Origin of the sequence: Actinacidiphila polyblastidii, from assembly GCF_036353415.1 — a bacterium.
Classification (GTDB): Bacteria; Actinomycetota; Actinomycetes; order Streptomycetales; family Streptomycetaceae; genus Actinacidiphila; species Actinacidiphila polyblastidii.
In genome coordinates this window covers 184,963-200,489 of record NZ_JAZEWV010000005.1, presented here as the reverse complement: position 1 = coordinate 200,489, position 15,527 = coordinate 184,963, and the positions used below count along the sequence as shown (strand labels likewise).

Genomic DNA, 15,527 nt, shown 5'->3' with positions numbered 1-15,527 from the left:
CGTGCCGCCGGCACGGGTCTGGCTGCGGATCGCCGCACTGACCGTCCTCGGGCTGCTCGTCGTCAGCTCCACCGTCTCCGCAGGCGGGCACTCCACGGTGCTCAACGGCCCGCCGCCGTCCGGCCGGCCCTGCGCCCTGCGCGCGGTGCCCGGCGTCGCGATGTCCGAGGGCTTCCCCGACCACGTGAGCACCGGCCCCGACGGCGAGTTCGCCCGCTCCACCGGCGCCGTACGCGCGCTGACGCTGCTCGTCGACTTCCCCGACGCCCCGGCCCCCTACAGCGCCGCCGAGCGCTACGGCGAGTTCTTCCCGGCCGTCAAGCAGTGGTACGCCGCCGCGTCCTACGGCCGGCTCGACTACGAGTCCACCCCGGTGCTGCGCTGGATACGCATGCCGCGGCCGTTCTCCGCGTACGGGATCGGCCGGGGCTACGGCTGGGACGAGCACACCGCGATGATGCGCGACCTGCTCCAGGTCGCCGACAAGGACATCGACTTCCGCGGCTACGACCTGGTCAACATCCTGGTCACGCCCAACGCCGGCCCGCCCGCCGACGAGGCGGTGCTCTCCGTCACCTGGACCGGGGCGTCCGCGGTGACCACCGACGAGGGCGCCCGGCTGAACAAGGTCTCGCTCATCTACGGCCACGACCAGTCGGGTTCACGCGTGCTCAGCCACGAGAACGGACACGCCCTCGGGCTGCCCGACCTCTACGCCGTCGACGACTTCCAGCGCACCGACACCCTCGCCGGGCAGTGGGACACCATGTCGCTGGACTGGGGGCTGCAGGGCGACCTGTTCGCCTGGCACAAGTGGCGGCTCGGCTGGCTGAGCGACCGCCAGATCGACTGCGACACCCGGCACGGCGGCGCGACCTACCGAATAACCCCGCTGGAGACCCCCGGCGGCAGCAAGGCGGTCATCATCCCGTACTCCGACACCCGCGCGTACGTGCTGGAGGCGCGCGCCCGCAGCGGCGACGACAAGGACGCGTGCCGCACCGGGGTGCTCGCCTACCGGGTGCGCACCGACGTCGACTCCGGGCAGGGGCCGATCACCGTGACCGACGCCCACCCGCTCACCTCCGCCTGCGACTTCAGCAGCGGCGCCTTCAACTCGCTGAACGACGCGCCCTTCACCGTCGGCGAGGGCTGGACCGACCGGGAGGCCGGGCTGAGCTTCTCGGTGCGGGCGCACACCGCGGCGGGCGCGTGGGACATCCACGTCACCCGCCGCTGAGCGGCCCCGCGGGCGGGGCGGGGGAGCTGCGTCAGGACAGCAGTTCGGCGTCGAGCGTGATGTTCACGCCGGTCAGCGCCTTGCTCACCGGGCAGTTGGCCTTGGCTTCCTGCGCGGCCGCCTCGAACGCCTCTGCGGTCAGCCCCGGCACCCGGGCCTTGACCGTCAAGGTGATGCCGGTGATGCCCTCGCCGGGCTGGAACGTCACGTTCGCGACCGTCTGCACGCTCTCCGGCGGGGTGCCCGCGCCGGCCAGGCCGTGCGACAGCGCCATCGAGTAGCAGGAGGAGTGGGCCGCGGCGATCAGCTCCTCGGGGGAGGTCTTGCCGTTCGCCTCCTCGGCGCGCGAGGCCCACGTCACGTCATAGGTGCCGACGCCGGACGTGTCCAGCGAGACGGTGCCGGAGCCGCTGAGCAGCGGGCCCTTCCACTGAGTCGTCGCGGTGCGGGTGGTTGCCATGGTGAAGCCTCCAAGAGGTGCCTGCGGTCGTCGGCTTGCGCCGTCTCCCGAACGCTACCCCGCCCGGCGCGGCGACGGCGGCAGGGGCGGGTGGAGCGTCAGGGGCGTCAGGAGCGGCGGAAGTGCGGAACCGGCTCGGCGAAGGCGGCCGCGGCCAGCACCCGGGGGAGTTCGGTGCGGCGCTCGCACATCAGATGGCGTGCGACCACGGTGACCGTGCCCCGGTCCATGCCCAGGTTCAGCGACACCCGGGCGGCGCCGCCCGGCGCCGCGCCGCCGGCCGCGTCCCGCCGCAGCACCTCCGCGAGCAGGAAGTCCACCGGGGCGCGGCCCGACTCGCGGTCCCAGCGCAGCACGTCCAGCGTCAGCCCGTCCGCGCCCCACGGCACGAAGACCAGCAGCGCGCACACCCTGCCGTGCCGGTCCCGGCACTCCGCGAGCAGGCAGTCGCCGTCCGAGGCGTCACCGAGCCGGCCGAGCCCCGGGCCGCGCCCCCGCAGCCCGCGCAGCAGGCTGCCGCGCCGCCGCCAGGCGTCGGCCAACTGCCCCAGCCGCAGCCACTCCTGCGGGTCCACCTCCCGCTGGCGGCGCAGCACCGCCCGGTACCCCGCGTCCGCCATCACCCGCCGCAGCACGGCCTGCGCCGGCGGCAGCCCGCCCGCGGTCAGCACCGCCTCCTCGCGCGAGGCCACCGCGTGCAGCCCAGCCGCCCGGTAGCCGGCCGCGCCCTCGGCGCTCGCGTACGCCACCGCCGGCGCCCAGGCGTGCCGCCGCGCGGTCTCCAGCCAGCGCGCCACCGCCGAAGGCCAGGCGGCGGCGGGACCCACCGGATCGCCCGAGGCCAGCGCCACGCCGTTGACCACCCGGTACACCACCGCCGCGTCCCGGTTCCCGCTCCAGCACACCGACTTGTCGCGGCGCAGCGCGAAGTAGCCGAAGGAGTCGCCGCGCCCGTACGCGCGCAGCAGGGCACGCAGCCGCCGCTCGTCCGCGGGCTGCAACCGGGTCCTGGCGCGCGGCGCGCGGAAGAACAGCAGCAGGACCACCAGCATCAGGGCGACGCTCAGCACGTTGATCGCCAGGTCGGTCCAGCCGGGCACGTCCACCCCCGGCAGGTCGAACAGGCCGGACACGGTCAGCACCCGCACCCCCGCGTACCGGGCGCTGGCCCCCCACTCGCTCGGCGGCTGCCGGTCGGTGGCGTGCACCAGCAGGGTGCTCAGGCCCACCCCGCCCACCGCGCCGGCGACCAGCCCGATCAGCGCCAGCGAGGTGTTGCCGCGCTCGCCGTGCACGTTGAAGGCGGTGCGCGAGACCAGCAACGCGGCGAGCAGCAGCACGGTCAGCGCGAGCGACACCCAGTTGAACGGATGCCGGTGCGCCCGCGGCACCACCGCCACGGTCACCGTGATCAGCACCAGGTACGCGGCGGTCAGCACCGTCGTCAGCAGCCACGCCGCGCGTTTGCGCCGCCGCAGGCTCACCGACAGCACGAAGGCCAGCACCGCCCCGGTGAAGCCTGGACTGACCAGGAACGCCGTCACGTACTCGCCGTCGGTCGCGGCCCGCACCCGCTCGCGGAACGGCGCGACCAGACCGGTCACCGCGTCCAGCGCGGTGGCCGCCCGCAGGTACCAGACCGCCACCGCGGCGCCCGGGTCGCGCAGCGGGCGCAGCCCGCGGGCCAGCAGCACCTCCAGCCGCGACGGCGGCACCTCGACGACGGTGGGCCGGGACGGCTCCGGCTTGGCCAGCGACACCGGAGTCGGCGCGCCCGCGACCGCGTCCATCAGCCGGGTCTTCACCCGCGCCACCCGCCGGTGGATGCGCTCCTCGCGCCGCTCCGCGCGCGCCATCCGGCGCGGCCGCGGCGCGTACCGCCAACGCGCCCACGGGCTGGCCGGGCGGGCCAGCCGCAGCGCGCCCACCACCGCGAGCAGCGGCAGCATCACGCCGAGCAGGCCGGTCCACACCTTGCCCTTGAACAGGCACACCACCACGAAGCCCAGCAGCGCGGCGGCGATCAGATAGGGCGCGGACGAGCGGCCGCCGACGTAGCCGCCCAGCGGGGCCTGGCCGGCGAGCAGCAGCCCGATCACCGCGACCGCGAGGATGACCGCGTCGACGGACTGCCGGCCCTCCTCCTTCCAGTACACGTCCTCCAGGTGCAGCACCAGCGCGAACTCGTCCAGCACCAGACCGCAGCCCACCCCGAAGACCGCCGCGAGCACGTCGTAGGCCACCGGCCCGCCGCGCACCGAGAACGCGCCGATCCCGCCGATCAGCATCATCGCCTGGCCGAACACCACGTGGTGGATGTGGACGCCGCCGGGCTGGACGTTCCCCGGCCACCACGACACGCCGCGGCGGATCATGCGGGTGCTGAACCGGATGAACAGGAAGGAGCCGATCAGCCCGGCCAGCAGCAGGAGCAGCGGCAGCCGGCCGCTCTCCGCGATCCGGACGCGGTACGGGTCGTCCGCCAGCCAGTGCCCCATGGCTCCAGGTTGGCCGGACGACGACCGCCCCGGGAACGCCAACACGCCGAAGGCCCCCCGCTTCCGCGAGGGGCCTTCGGATCAGGTGCGCCGCCAGGGACTCGAACCCCGGACCCGCTGATTAAGAGTCAGCTGCTCTAACCAACTGAGCTAGCGGCGCCTGCTGACGTCGTAGACATTAGCATCCGGTCCTGGCGAGTGGAAATCGATAGCGCTCACCCCGTCCCAGGGGCACTGACCTGGGACGGGACCTGCTTTCGCGCGGCGTCGCGGGCGGCCCGCACGCACGCCCACAGCAGCACGTCCACGCCCGGCAGCCAGGGGTGGCGGGTGTCCGGCGCGACCACCCAGCGCGACGCGGTCTCGCAGTCGCCGTCCGGCGCGGCGCCGTAGAGCGGCGGCACGGTCACCGCGTCGCCCGCGCCGTGGCAGAGCAGCGGCGGCACCGCCGCCGCCCACTCCTCCCAGGCCAGCAGCGAGGGCAGCCGGTGGGCGGCGCCGGGGGCGACGAAGAGCAGCACCCGGCCGCGGTGCACGGCCACCGGGCCACTGCCGGGACCCGACCCCCAGAGCCGCTCCAGCACCCTGCGGCCGAACAGGGCGGGCGCGTTGACCACGTCGAAGGCGGTGCCGCAGGGCAGCACCCCGGGCGCGGTGGGGCGGGCCGACCACAGGGCCTCCACGCTGCGCGGGAACGCGCTGGCGGAGGCGAGCCAGGCGGCGCCCTCGGGGGTGACGTACGCGGTGTGCTGCCGTCGGAGGGCCTCGGTGACGATGTCCACGGCGTGCCATTCGTCCATGGCGTCTACATGTACCCGGTGACGTGGTTGCCCCGGTGGGAATCGGCGGAACCCGGGACGCGAGCGCGGGGCGGGGAGTACCTTGCCTCCCGGTAGCCGCGTGGTGACGCTAAGGCGTCGTACCGCCGCCCTTGATGAGGCTCTCGCCGTACTCGACCATCTTCCGCGCGTAGTCCTCGGTCCACCCGGCCTGCTCGGCGAGCCGCTCGTAGGTGAGCCGGTCGAACCGCCGCGGATCGGCCAGCTGGGCGGCCGCGATCGCCTGGAACTCGGTGGCGCGGTCGGCCGCCGCGCGGAAGGCGAGGGCCAGTTCGGTGGCCCGCGTGAGCATCTCCCGCGGGTCCTCCATCGACTCCAGGTCGAAGAAGCGGTTCTCGTCCTGCGCGGCGGGCGCTCCTGGCTCGAACAGCAGCGGCACGGGGCGCCGCGGCCTGGCCCGGTCCTCGCGTCCGGGCTGCGGGGGTTGAGCCGGTTGCGGCTCTGACATGCGGATACCTCCGGTGGACTCGGTCGACCCGTCCATTGTCCCGCGCTCGCGCAAGCCTGCCCGCGCGAGCCCGCACGAGCCCGCACGAGCCCGTGCGCTCACGCCTGCGCCGGGCCGGGCGCTCGGGCCGGGCGTTTCGGGCCCGGCGCTCAGGCCGGGCGCCAGACGGTGCGGTGCTCCGCGAGGTGCGCGAGGACCGCGTGGTTCGCCTCCCAGCCGTCGGGGAACTTGACCGTGACGCCCAGCTGGACCGGCTCCGACGACGGGTGCTCGTCCAGCAGGGAGGCGACGCCCGCCCGGCACACGACGATGCAGGCGTGCCGGTGCCGGGAGGCGAGCACGCACAACCGGCCGGTCTCCAGGTGGAAGGCCGTCGCGTCCGGCCGCCCCGACAGCGGGTGCAGCACCACCGTGACGTCGAACTCCCGTCCCTGCAGCCGGTTCGCGGTGTCCACCGCGACGCCGCCCACCCCCGAGGCGACGCCCAGCGCGGCGAGTGCGCCGCGCACCGCCGCCGCCTGGTCGCGGTGCGCGGTGCCGACCGCGATCCGGTCGGCGGTCAGCGGCGCCGGATCGGGGTCCGGCGCGCTGTACGTCACACCGCCGCGGTCCAGCAGCCGCCGCACCACCAGCGCCACCGCCCGTACCGCCTCAGGGTCGGTCCGCGGGGTGTGCCGGGCCGGCAGCTCCAGCAGCCCCCACCCGGACTCCGCGGCCTCGTCCAGCACCCGGTCGGGCCCCTCGCCGTCACCGGGCACGCCGAAGACCAGCCGCCGGTCGCCCGGCCCGGTGCCGCTGCGGAACGGCGTGTACGGGTAGAACGCCCGCGACACCAGTGGCGCCGCGCTCGCCGGCAGCCGCCAGGACACCGGCAACCGGTGCTGCGGCAGCCCGGGATTGTGCGCCAGCAGCGTCACCACCGCGCTCGCCGACGGGTCGTAGCTCAGCCCGGCCCACTGCTCCGCGCCCACCACGCTGAACGGGTCGAGCTGCCCCGGGTCGCCGACGAACAGCGCCCGCTCGAAGAGCCCGGCCACCTGCAGCAGCGCGTCCGAGCGCATCTGGTACGCCTCGTCCACGATGGCGTGCCGCCACGGCTCGACGTCCTTGACGTACGCCCACTTCGCAGCGGTCGCGATCACCACCGCGCGGTCCCTGAGGTCCGCCACCGCGCTGGACCTGGCCAGCATCGGATGCCGGTCGAGGGCGGCGTCCGGCGGCGAGTCGGCGCCGTGCAGCCGGCCGACCGGCAGCTCGGGGTCGGCGGTCGCCAGCCGGTCCGCGAGGTCGTCGACCTGTGCGTTGGTCTGCGCGACGATCATCAACTGCTCGCCTGCGGCCACCAGTTCCCGGGCGGCGCGGACCACGAGGGTCGACTTGCCCGCGCCGGGCGGCGAGTCCACGACCACGCCGCGGGCCGCGCCGTGCAGCGTGCTGTGCAGGATCGCGGCGGTGGCCTCGGCGGCCGCGCCGCCCGGGTCGAACGGCTCGCCCCCGGGCGGGGCCGTGCCGTCGGTCCGCACGGGGTGCGTCACAGGAAGTCCTCCGCGGTGACGGGGTCGGGGGGATCGGCCGGGGCGGCCCGGCGCGCGCCGTCGCCCCGGCCGCCGTCGACGCCGGTGCCGGCAGCGCCGTCGGTGCGGGGCGGACCGCCGTGCGTCCAGGGCGTCTGCTCGGGGTCGGGCAGGGCGGGGCCGCCGCGCGCGTCGTGCTCGAAGCAGGTGAACACCGCCTCGTCGCCCGGTTCCGGCACCGAACCCTCCTTCGGCGTGCGGCCGTTGCCCATCCCGCCGGTGAGGCGGACGGTGACCGCCCAGCGGTCCGGCGGCCGGGCGTCGGCGCCCGGCCCGGTGCCTGAATCGGTGTCCGGCCCGGGGTCGAGAGGTTCCAGCGCGACGAACTGCGCGCTCTGCGCGGACCTCGCGCCGGGCAGCGCGCGGAAGCACCTGGCGCCGGGCTCGGCCTGCGGGCGGTCGGCGGTGACCAGGGTGACCAGCGGGCGCGGCATCGGACGCCGCCCCTCGGAGTACGCCATCTCCACCGCCGTGACCTCGCCGGCGAACGCCTCACCGGCGAGCCGCCGTTCCGCCATCACCAGCGGATCGTCCAGCGCCTCCTGGGCGGACAGCCGGGCCTGCGCGGTCTCCCGCGTCGCGAGTTTCTGCGCCGCCGTGACCGCGTCGTCCCGCCGCGGCTGCGGCGGCTCGCCGGCCCGCACCCGGTCCCGGTGGCCGGTGAAGGACCACCGGTCCCGCTTCCAGCGCTCCTCGGTGTGCGCGCCGGGCGGCAGCGTCCGCAGCAGGTCCAGGCCGTGCCACACGTCGTCCCAGGTGGGCCGCAGCTGGGAGGCGACCAGGTCGCGCAGCTCGGCCTCCGCGGCGGTCAGCGCGGCGGCGGCCGCGGCCCGCGCGTCGGCCTCCGCCTCGCCGGCCGCGTGCAGCGCCTTGCGGGCGGCGTCGTAGCGGGCCATCGCGGGCGCGAGCACCCGGTTGTCGAAGACCGGGTCGGTGGCGGGCCCGGCCGGCGGGCTGAACAGCAGGCCGTCCCGGCCGCGCGCGGTCTCCGCGCGGGCGGCGGCCGCCGGGCCGTCCAGCCCCGGCGGCGGATCGATCCAGCCGAGCAGCGCGCCCAGGTGCTGGTCCTCCATCGCGCTCTGCCCGGTCGTCCAGTGCCGGGTGAGCAGCTCGGTCATCGCGGGCAGCAGCGCGCTGCCCGGGGTCCGGGCGCGCTCGGCGTAGTGCGTGAGCCAGCGGCCCAGCAGCGGCAGCGGCGCGGGCACCGGGTACGGCGCGTCCGGGTCCTGCGCGGTCCGCAGGAAGCGGGTCGAGCGGCCGAGCAGCCGTACGTACTCCAGGGCCGCGAAGTTCGGCACGACGATCTGGAGCGCGTCGGCGCACACCTCGGTCTCCTCGCGGTTGCGGGTGGCCGGTTCCACCTCCACCGCCTCGCCGCAGGAGTCGAGCAGCGGCATCAGCACGTCCGCGAGGCCGGCGAGGAAGGCGAACCGCAGCTCGCGGTCGAGCGGCTGCGGCACGACCAGCAGCCGCGGGGCCTCGCGGTCGGTGCCCACCATCGCGCCGAGCGGCGCGGCCGCCTCGCCCGCCGTGGTCAGCGGCACGAACACCACCGGCCGCCCGGACAGATGCCGGTGCAGCACGGTGGCCGCGGGCACCGCCCGCCGCCCGGCCACCGCCTCGGCCCTGGCCAGCGTCTGCAACACGCTCACCCGTCCGCCCTCCCGCCGGGCCGCTCGCCCGCGGCGTGCTCGGCGGCCGGACCCGGCCGCGTCTGGGCCGGGTGCGCGTCCGGAGCGGGCTGGGCCTCCGCGGCGGGGCGGGCCGCCGGGAGTGGCGGGGGCTTCGCGCCCGGGTGGGCGTCCGCGGCGTGCTCGGCGGCCGGACCCGGCCGCGTCGGGGCCGGGTGCGCGTCCGGAGCGGGCCGCGGGTCCGCGGGCGGGGGGAGTTCGGGCGCCGGGCCGGTCGGGGTGGCCGTCGCGGCGGGGCGGGCGGCCCCGGTCGGCTTGGGCTCGGGGGCCGGGAGGGGGGCGGCGGCCCGGGTGAGGGCCTCGGTGCGCAGGGAGGCGGCGCGGCGCAGGGCCGCGACGGCGGGGTCGGAGGGGTCGCCGCCGGAGGCGGCCGAGGCGAGGACGGCGGCGACCGTGGTGATGCCGCCGAGTTCGGCCCGCAGGGAGCGGCCGAGCGCCTCCACGCGGTCGGCCTCGCGGGCCCGCTCCCGGCAGTGGAAGGCGAGTTCGCAGGTGGAGAGGCACTCGGGTGCGTAGGCGGCCGGGACCGTGTCGACCGCGGCGGCCAGGTCGGCCGGCGGCCGGGTGGGCGCGCCGTCGGCGGCCGGGGCCAGGTCGAAGGTGGTGCCGGCGGGCAGCGCCGCGGTGATCTCCTCGATCCGGGTCAGCCGGGCGAGCTGCCGCCGGGTGACGGCGAGCTGCTTGCGGACGTCGACCCACTGCGCGGTCGGCTGGTTGGAGAAGTCCCGCGGGCAGACCAGCAGGAAGGAGCTGCGGGCCCGGCCCGGCTCGATCGCGTCCAGCGCCAGCGCGTACACCGCGCTCTGCCGGGCCGCCGCGCCCACCTTCACCGCGTCGGCGCCGCCGTCCAGGATCGGGAAGGACTTGATCTCGATGACCGTCCACGCGCCGTCCGGGCCGACCGCGATGGCGTCCGGCTCCAGGTAGGCGGTGGAGCCCGCGACCTCCAGCGCGACCATCGGGTGGTCGAGCAGCGTCCAGCTGCCGGGCGCGGCCTCGGCGAGGGCGATCCGGGTGCGGGCCGCCCGGCTCTGCGGCCCCGCGGCCGACAGGTCGGGGACCGCGGCCCGGACCGGCGCGCCGTCCCCGTCCGCGGCGGACGCGCCGAGCAGCGCCAGCAGCTGCGCGCAGCCGTCCGCCATGATCCGGGACTCGAAGGCGTGGCCGCGTGAGAAGGCGAAGCGCGACTGGCCGAACGGGGCCGGCGTGCCCAGCCGTCCGGCCAGGGCGCCCTTGTCGACGCCGGCCGCGTCCAGCACCGCCCGGCGGCGGCAGCCGGGATTGGCGGCGAGCGCGGCCAGGGCCCGCGCGTCCAGCGGGCGGGGCGGGGTGGCGGGGCCGCGCAGCGCGGCCAGCCGCTCCCGCAGGGGGTGCACAGTGCTCACGCGGGAGAGTGTGGCACCGCGTTACGACAGTCCGCTGCGCGCGGGGGCGTCCAGCGCGCCCGGATCGCCGCCGGCCGCGCCCTCGGAGTCGTCCTCGCGCGCGGCGTCGTGCCGCGCGTTCGCCGGCCGCGGCACGAAGGTCCGGCCTCCGGAGCCGTCCTTGCCGGCGGCGTCGGGACCGTCGTGCACGTCCCGTCCGTCCAGGTCCTCGAATCCGTCCAGGTCGTCCAGGTCGTCCAGGTCGTCCAGGGTGCCCAGCTCGTCCAGGCCGTCCGGTGCGTTCGGCGCGTCGGGGTGCGCCGTGCCGCCGTCGCCGTCCGCCTCCGCCGCGTCGCGCGCGGGCGCGTGGCCGTCCACCACGGTCCTGTCCCCCTCGGCGCCCGCGGCGGTGGCCGCGCCGTCCGCCGCCGCCTCGCCCTGGCCCATCGCCCCCGCCGCCCTGGCCCGCAGCGCGTCGACCATCCGGAGCGCCGGCCTGGCCGCCAGGAAGCCGATGCCCATCACGGCCACGCCGGCCGCCGCGTCGAGCAGGTAGTGGTTGGCGGTGCCCATCACCACGAACGCGGTCGTCAGCGGGTAGAGCACGCCGAGCGTGCGGACCGTCCAGTGGCGGCCGTAGCGGAAGAGCATGATGCCGCACCACAGCGACCAGCCCACGTGCAGGCTGGGCATCGCCGCGTACTGGTTGGTGAGGTGCCCCATGCCGCGCGGCGCGCTCGCGTCGGTGCCCCACCAGCCGTACGACCCGTACTGCGCCATCGTGTCGATGAAGCCGTGGTGGCCGGTGAGCAGCCGGGGCGGCGCGGTCGGCAGCAAGGTGAAGCCGACCAGGCCGATCAGCGTGGAGATCATCAGCCAGGTGCGCGCGACCCGGTAGTGGGTCGGCCGGCGGCGCCACAGCCAGACCAGGATCGAGGGGGTCACGATGTAGTGCAGCGACGCGTACGCGAAGTCGGCCGGCACGCCGAGGAAGGCGTGCTCGGTGAACAGCCGGTTGAAGAACCGCTCCGGGTCCAGGTGCGTCAGCTGCTCGAAGTGCAGGATGTCGGCGCCGTGTCCGACCGCGTCGTCGACGTCACCGCGGACCAGCAGCCGGGCACCCGAGTACAGCGCGTAGACCACGGCGATGAGCGGCAGCTCGGTCCACCAGCGGAGCCGGCCGCGGTAGGCGGCGGCTCGCGGCGCGGCGGCGGTGATCGTCATGCGGAGGTCTCTCCAGGTTCTCCGAGGCCGCGTCGGCGGTCATGGACTTGTGGCGTACGCTCTACCGTACGACGTACGTTAAACCCTCGGCGCACCACCCCGGAAATTCCCCGGACCATCAGGGCTCGTACGGTGTTCGACCTCCGGTGACGGGGTATGCACGCACAAGGACGCCCGGTCCGCTGCCCGGGTTGCCCGCCGCGCGATACCACGCGTGACGGAGGGTCCGCGAGACTTCCCAGAACCGCAGGTCCCGATCCGCAGGACGAGAACAAGGCAACCCGATGTCCGTCACCCAGCCGGTCCGCTCCCCACGGCGCCGTGCGCCGCGCAACACGCTCAACCCGGATCGTATCCTCGACGCCGCCATCGGTCTGCTCGATCGGGACGGCGCCGAGGCGTTCACCATGCGCGCGCTCGCCGAGCAGCTCGGCGTCGGCACCATGGCGGTCTACTCGCACTTCCGCGGCAAGGACGAGATCAGCGACGCGGTCGCGCAGCGGCTGCTGGACACCATCGAGATGCCGCCGGCCGGCTGCGGCGAGCCGCGCGCGGAGCTGCGTGAGGTGTGCCGCGGCCTCTACCGGCTCTTCACCGAGCACCCCTCCGCCCTCCAGCTGCTCACCGCGCGCCCGCAGCGCGGCGACGACGCCATCGCCGTCATCGACCGGATGCTCGGGCTGCTCCACCGCGCCGGGCTCTCGCGCGCCGACGCCGCCTACGCGCACGTCGCCCTGATGCAGTACACCGTCGGCTCCGCGCTGTGGAACACCCGCAGGGCCCGCGCCCTGTGCCGCGAGGAGGTCCGCGAGCGGGTCCGCGCCAAGCTGGAGGCGCTGCCGCCCGACCGGTACCCGGCGCTGGTCTCGCTGGCGCCCGAACTCCTGTGCGCCCAGGACGACGCGGGACGGCAGTACGAGCACGGGCTCGACGCCATGCTGCAGGGGCTGCTCGGCGCGTCGTGAACGGGTGGGCCATCATGGTGGACTCCCCTCCGCGCCGATGAAAGGCCCTGCATGGCTCCGCGAATCCACCTGGTCAGGCACGGGCAGACCGAGTGGTCCCGGCTCGGCCGGCACACCGGCCGCACCGACATCCCGCTCACCGAGGAGGGCCGGCGCACCGCGCTGCTGCTCGGCGACCGGCTCGCCGCGGCGCCCTGGAACGGCCTGCCGGACGTCGAGATCCGCACCAGCCCGCTGCTGCGGGCCGCCGACACCGCGCAGCTGGCCGGGTTCGGGCCGCGGGCCAAGGAGTGGGACGCACTGCTGGAGTGGGACTACGGCGACTACGAGGGCCTGACCCCGGCGCAGCTGCAGGAGCGCGCCCCCGGCTTCCACATCTGGCGCGACGGCGTGCCCGGCGGCGAGCCGCTCGCCGAGGTGGCCGCGCGCGCCGACGAGGTGGTGGGATGGGCCAGGTCCGCCGAGCGCGACGTGCTGGTCTTCGCGCACGGCCACTTCCTGCGCACCCTCGGGGCGCGCTGGCTCGGCCTCGACCCGGCCTTCGCCGCCGCGCTGCGGCTCGACCCGGCGTCCCTGTCGGTGCTGGGCTGGGCGTACGGGCAGCCCGCGGTCGAGCGCTGGAACGACACCGCGCACCTGGAGTGACCGCGGTGGCGCGGCGCCCGCCGGTTCGCGCGGCAATTCGCCAGGAAACGCCACCCCTTGAGGGGTGAAGGACGCGTAGCCGCTGACTCGTGAAGGCGTTGTAAAGGATGTGACGCCGGACACACCAGAGGCGCACGCATCCTGCGAGGAGGCTTTTGCCGTGGCGAACAGCATCAGCGAGACACCCCCGGCCGACGGCGGGAGCCCGGTGGGCCGGGACCTTCTGAGCGGGGATCTTCCGGGTGGGGGAGCGGCCGGCGGGGGGGCGGCGGGTCCGCACGCGTGTCGCGGCACGGCGGCGGCCGACTGTGAGGAACCCGACATCGTCACCGTGCCCGCGCGGCAGGGACTGGAGGCCGTGGACATCCTGCGGCTGGGCAGCGGCGTCGGCCCGGTGCTGCACAACCGGGCGGGCGACAGCCTCGCCTTCCTCGTGCCGCCGGGAACCGCGGACTGCTGGGACGTCCCCGGCAGTTCGTGCCGGCAGGCGGCGGGGGAGCCGCAGCCGCTCGGGTCCGGCTGGCTGGTCCCCCCGCGCACCGGCACCGCGGTCACCGACCCGGCGGTGCTGCGCGCCGCGCTGGGCGAAGCCGCGCGCAACGTCGAGCTTGCGGAGCGCCTCGACGGCGCCTGAGCGGGCCCGGCGGTGTCCGGGGCGGCCGGGGGCCGCCGCCGGCCGGATAATCGGGGGATGGCCAGGAACCGACGGGACGAGCCGTCCCGCACCGCGGAGGTGGGCGGCGGCGTCGCGGAGCTGCGCGCGGACCGCGAGCGCCCGCAGGCGTGGACGCTGCTCGTCGACGGCGCCCCGCAGTCGCATGTCGACCTCGCCGACCCCTCCCACCTCGACTTCTCCTACCAGCGCAGGCTGGGACACGCGGTGGACCTGCTCGCGACCCCCGGGCGGCCCGTGCACGCGCTGCACCTCGGCGGTGGCGCCCTCACCCTGGCGCGCTACACCGCGCACACCCGGCCCCGCTCGACCCAGCAGGTCGTCGAGGCGGACACCGCCCTCACCGAACTCGTCCGCGCGGAACTCCCCTGGGACCGCGGCTGGCGGATCAAGGTCCGCGGCGGCGACGCGCGGGCCGGCCTCGGCCGGCTCCCCGCGGACTGGGCGGACCTGGTGATCGCCGACGTCTTCGCGGGCGCCCGCACGCCCGCGCACCTGACCAGCGCGGAGTTCCTCGACGAGGTGCGCCGCGTGCTGCGGCCCGGCGGCTGGTACGCGGCGAACCTCACCGACGGCGGCGCGCTGGCGTTCGCACGCGGCCAGATCGCCACCGTGCGTGGCGCGTTCGGGCATGCGGCGCTCGCCGCGGACCCCGCGGTGCTGCGCGGGCGGCGGTTCGGGAACCTCGTGCTGCTCGCCGCCGACGGGCCGCTGCCCGTCGCCGAGCTGACCCGCCGGGTGGCCACCGACCCGCACCCGGGCCGCGTCGAACACGGCCGCGCCCTGGCGGACTTCGCCGCCGGCGCGGCCCCCGTCACCGACGCGACGGCCGTCGCCTCCCCGGCCCCACCGCCGGACGCCTTCGGCGCGGCCTAGTTCTCGTACGCCTGCACGGTCGGCGGGTGGCCGTTCCAGGTGCAGGACACGGTGGACGCCTCGGCCCCCGACGCCGAGGTGAACGTCACCCGCAGCCAGCCGTCGCCGGTGGGCGTCCACACGCTCATCTGCCAGCCGGGGTTGGGCGTCGCCGACACCAGCGACGCGGAGGTCGCCCCGAGGTCGAGCACCACCCGGCCGCCCTTCAGGCTGTACGGACGGACGCTGCCGGTGGCGGGCGGCCGGGTCCGGCCGGGCGCCGGGCTCGTCGCGGTCCGCCGCGGGGTCGCGCTCGGGCTCGCGCTGGTGCGTGCGCTGGTGCGTGCGCTGATGGGCGCGCTGGGCCGCGGACTCGGCCGCTGCGTCGCGGAGATCTCCGCCGGCTGCGTCGCCGACGGGATCGGCAGCGCCCGCGGCGGATCGTACGCGGTGCTGCGCAGCACGGAGCGGACGCCGAACCACGAGAGCGTCACCGCCGCTGACGTGGCCAGCGCCCAGGCCCCCACATGCATCAATGCGCGCCCCACCGCGCCATACTCCCACCTCCCCGCCGCGGCCGGCGGCCCGTCCCACCACCCCACCCCCCTCCGCGCAGGCAACGCCGCCCAGCCCCCCCGCGGACCCCCGGGCTGCGCCCGGACCCGGTGGGGGTTGCGCCCTGCGGGGGGCGCGGGGAGTGGCGCGGGCAACCGGCCGGCTGCCGGTGGTCCGGTCTGCGACAGCAATTGCCCCTTCGGGCCGGTGGCGACCTGCACCCCTCGCGGTGGCTTGTCGCGCAGTTCCTCGCGCCCCTGGAAGCCCCGGGCTGCGCCCGGACCCGGTGGGGGTTGCGCCCTGGCGGGGGCGCGGGGAGCGGTGCGGGCAACCGGCCGGCGGCCTGTGGTCCGGTCTGCGACAGCAATTGCCCCTTCGGGCCGGTGGCGACCTGCACCCCTCGCGGTGGCTTGTCGCGCAGTTCCTCGCGCCCCTGGAAGCCCCGGGCTGCGCCCGGACCCGGTGGGGGTTGCGGTCGTGGTCGGGTTCCTCGCCG

13 protein-coding genes, 1 tRNA gene and 1 pseudogene are annotated in these 15,527 nt (G+C 76.4%); 5 read left to right on the top strand and 10 right to left on the bottom strand.

The window, feature by feature from the left end; genetic code table 11:
* Position 1 precedes the first annotated feature (1 nt).
* Positions 2-1,240 (top strand): M6 family metalloprotease domain-containing protein, encoded by a 1,239-nt coding sequence (locus tag V2S66_RS09235; RefSeq protein ID WP_330794060.1) that lies wholly within the window; start codon positions 2-4, stop codon positions 1,238-1,240.
* Between the two features lie 31 nt (positions 1,241-1,271).
* Here the strand turns inward: V2S66_RS09235 and V2S66_RS09230 are convergent, their stop codons facing one another.
* The 9 genes and pseudogenes from V2S66_RS09230 to V2S66_RS09190 form a co-directional block, all read right to left on the bottom strand.
* Positions 1,272-1,700: an OsmC family peroxiredoxin gene (locus V2S66_RS09230; protein WP_330794059.1), complete on the bottom strand. Its 429-nt coding sequence runs from the start codon at positions 1,698-1,700 to the stop codon at positions 1,272-1,274.
* Between the two features lie 107 nt (positions 1,701-1,807).
* Positions 1,808-4,198, bottom strand: coding sequence for a phosphatidylglycerol lysyltransferase domain-containing protein (locus V2S66_RS09225; RefSeq protein WP_330794058.1), 2,391 nt, complete (start codon positions 4,196-4,198; stop codon positions 1,808-1,810).
* Positions 4,199-4,284: 86 nt separating this feature from the next.
* A tRNA-Lys gene (locus V2S66_RS09220) sits at positions 4,285-4,358 on the bottom strand.
* 55 nt (positions 4,359-4,413) lie between these two features.
* Entirely contained in the window at positions 4,414-4,998 is a 585-nt protein-coding gene (locus tag V2S66_RS09215) for a bifunctional DNA primase/polymerase (protein WP_330794057.1), read from the bottom strand.
* 109 nt (positions 4,999-5,107) lie between these two features.
* Complete coding sequence (locus tag V2S66_RS09210; protein ID WP_330794056.1) at positions 5,108-5,485, bottom strand: hypothetical protein; 378 nt, start codon at positions 5,483-5,485, stop codon at positions 5,108-5,110.
* Between the two features lie 149 nt (positions 5,486-5,634).
* Positions 5,635-7,008 carry an AAA family ATPase gene (locus tag V2S66_RS09205; RefSeq protein WP_413966348.1) on the bottom strand — a complete coding sequence of 458 codons (1,374 nt, stop codon included), beginning with the start codon at positions 7,006-7,008 and terminating at the stop codon, positions 5,635-5,637.
* Between the two features lie 8 nt (positions 7,009-7,016).
* Positions 7,017-8,711, bottom strand: coding sequence for a hypothetical protein (locus V2S66_RS09200; protein ID WP_330794054.1), 1,695 nt, complete (start codon positions 8,709-8,711; stop codon positions 7,017-7,019).
* A 317-nt stretch (positions 8,712-9,028) separates the two neighbouring features.
* A pseudogene (locus V2S66_RS09195) lies at positions 9,029-10,117 on the bottom strand (hypothetical protein); the annotation flags it as partial.
* A 39-nt stretch (positions 10,118-10,156) separates the two neighbouring features.
* The gene (locus tag V2S66_RS09190; protein ID WP_330794053.1) at positions 10,157-11,338 is read right to left on the bottom strand and encodes a phosphatase PAP2 family protein; all 1,182 of its coding nucleotides are present in this window, start codon (positions 11,336-11,338) and stop codon (positions 10,157-10,159) included.
* 284 nt (positions 11,339-11,622) lie between these two features.
* Here V2S66_RS09190 and V2S66_RS09185 point away from each other — a divergent pair, with 284 nt between their 5' ends.
* The 4 genes from V2S66_RS09185 (at position 11,623) to V2S66_RS09170 (ending at position 14,497) form a co-directional block, all read left to right on the top strand.
* The gene (locus V2S66_RS09185; RefSeq protein ID WP_330794052.1) at positions 11,623-12,303 is read left to right on the top strand and encodes a TetR/AcrR family transcriptional regulator; all 681 of its coding nucleotides are present in this window, start codon (positions 11,623-11,625) and stop codon (positions 12,301-12,303) included.
* A 51-nt stretch (positions 12,304-12,354) separates the two neighbouring features.
* Entirely contained in the window at positions 12,355-12,948 is a 594-nt protein-coding gene (locus tag V2S66_RS09180) for a histidine phosphatase family protein (RefSeq protein ID WP_330794051.1), read from the top strand.
* Between the two features lie 223 nt (positions 12,949-13,171).
* Positions 13,172-13,582, top strand: coding sequence for a hypothetical protein (locus V2S66_RS09175; RefSeq protein WP_330794182.1), 411 nt, complete (start codon positions 13,172-13,174; stop codon positions 13,580-13,582).
* 57 nt (positions 13,583-13,639) lie between these two features.
* Positions 13,640-14,497 carry a spermidine synthase gene (locus tag V2S66_RS09170; RefSeq protein WP_330794050.1) on the top strand — a complete coding sequence of 286 codons (858 nt, stop codon included), beginning with the start codon at positions 13,640-13,642 and terminating at the stop codon, positions 14,495-14,497.
* Here the strand turns inward: V2S66_RS09170 and V2S66_RS09165 are convergent.
* Positions 14,494-15,024, bottom strand: a complete 531-nt coding sequence (locus V2S66_RS09165; protein ID WP_330794049.1) for a RodZ family helix-turn-helix domain-containing protein — start codon at positions 15,022-15,024, stop codon at positions 14,494-14,496. The two genes, V2S66_RS09170 and V2S66_RS09165, sit on opposite strands and share 4 nt — an antisense overlap.
* Between the last annotated feature and the right edge of the window lie 503 nt (positions 15,025-15,527).

What these genes read in the sequence shown, in the direction of transcription:
- V2S66_RS09180 (WP_330794051.1), top strand. Translation starts at nt 12,355, where the DNA reads ATGGCTCCGCGAATCCACCTGGTCAGGCACGGGCAGACCGAGTGGTCC.
- V2S66_RS09190 (WP_330794053.1), bottom strand. Translation starts at nt 11,338, where the DNA reads ATGACGATCACCGCCGCCGCGCCGCGAGCCGCCGCCTACCGCGGCCGG.
- V2S66_RS09170 (WP_330794050.1), top strand. Translation starts at nt 13,640, where the DNA reads ATGGCCAGGAACCGACGGGACGAGCCGTCCCGCACCGCGGAGGTGGGC.
- V2S66_RS09215 (WP_330794057.1), bottom strand. Translation starts at nt 4,998, where the DNA reads ATGGACGAATGGCACGCCGTGGACATCGTCACCGAGGCCCTCCGACGG.
- V2S66_RS09225 (WP_330794058.1), bottom strand. Translation starts at nt 4,198, where the DNA reads ATGGGGCACTGGCTGGCGGACGACCCGTACCGCGTCCGGATCGCGGAG.
- V2S66_RS09185 (WP_330794052.1), top strand. Translation starts at nt 11,623, where the DNA reads ATGTCCGTCACCCAGCCGGTCCGCTCCCCACGGCGCCGTGCGCCGCGC.
- V2S66_RS09210 (WP_330794056.1), bottom strand. Translation starts at nt 5,485, where the DNA reads ATGTCAGAGCCGCAACCGGCTCAACCCCCGCAGCCCGGACGCGAGGAC.
- V2S66_RS09230 (WP_330794059.1), bottom strand. Translation starts at nt 1,700, where the DNA reads ATGGCAACCACCCGCACCGCGACGACTCAGTGGAAGGGCCCGCTGCTC.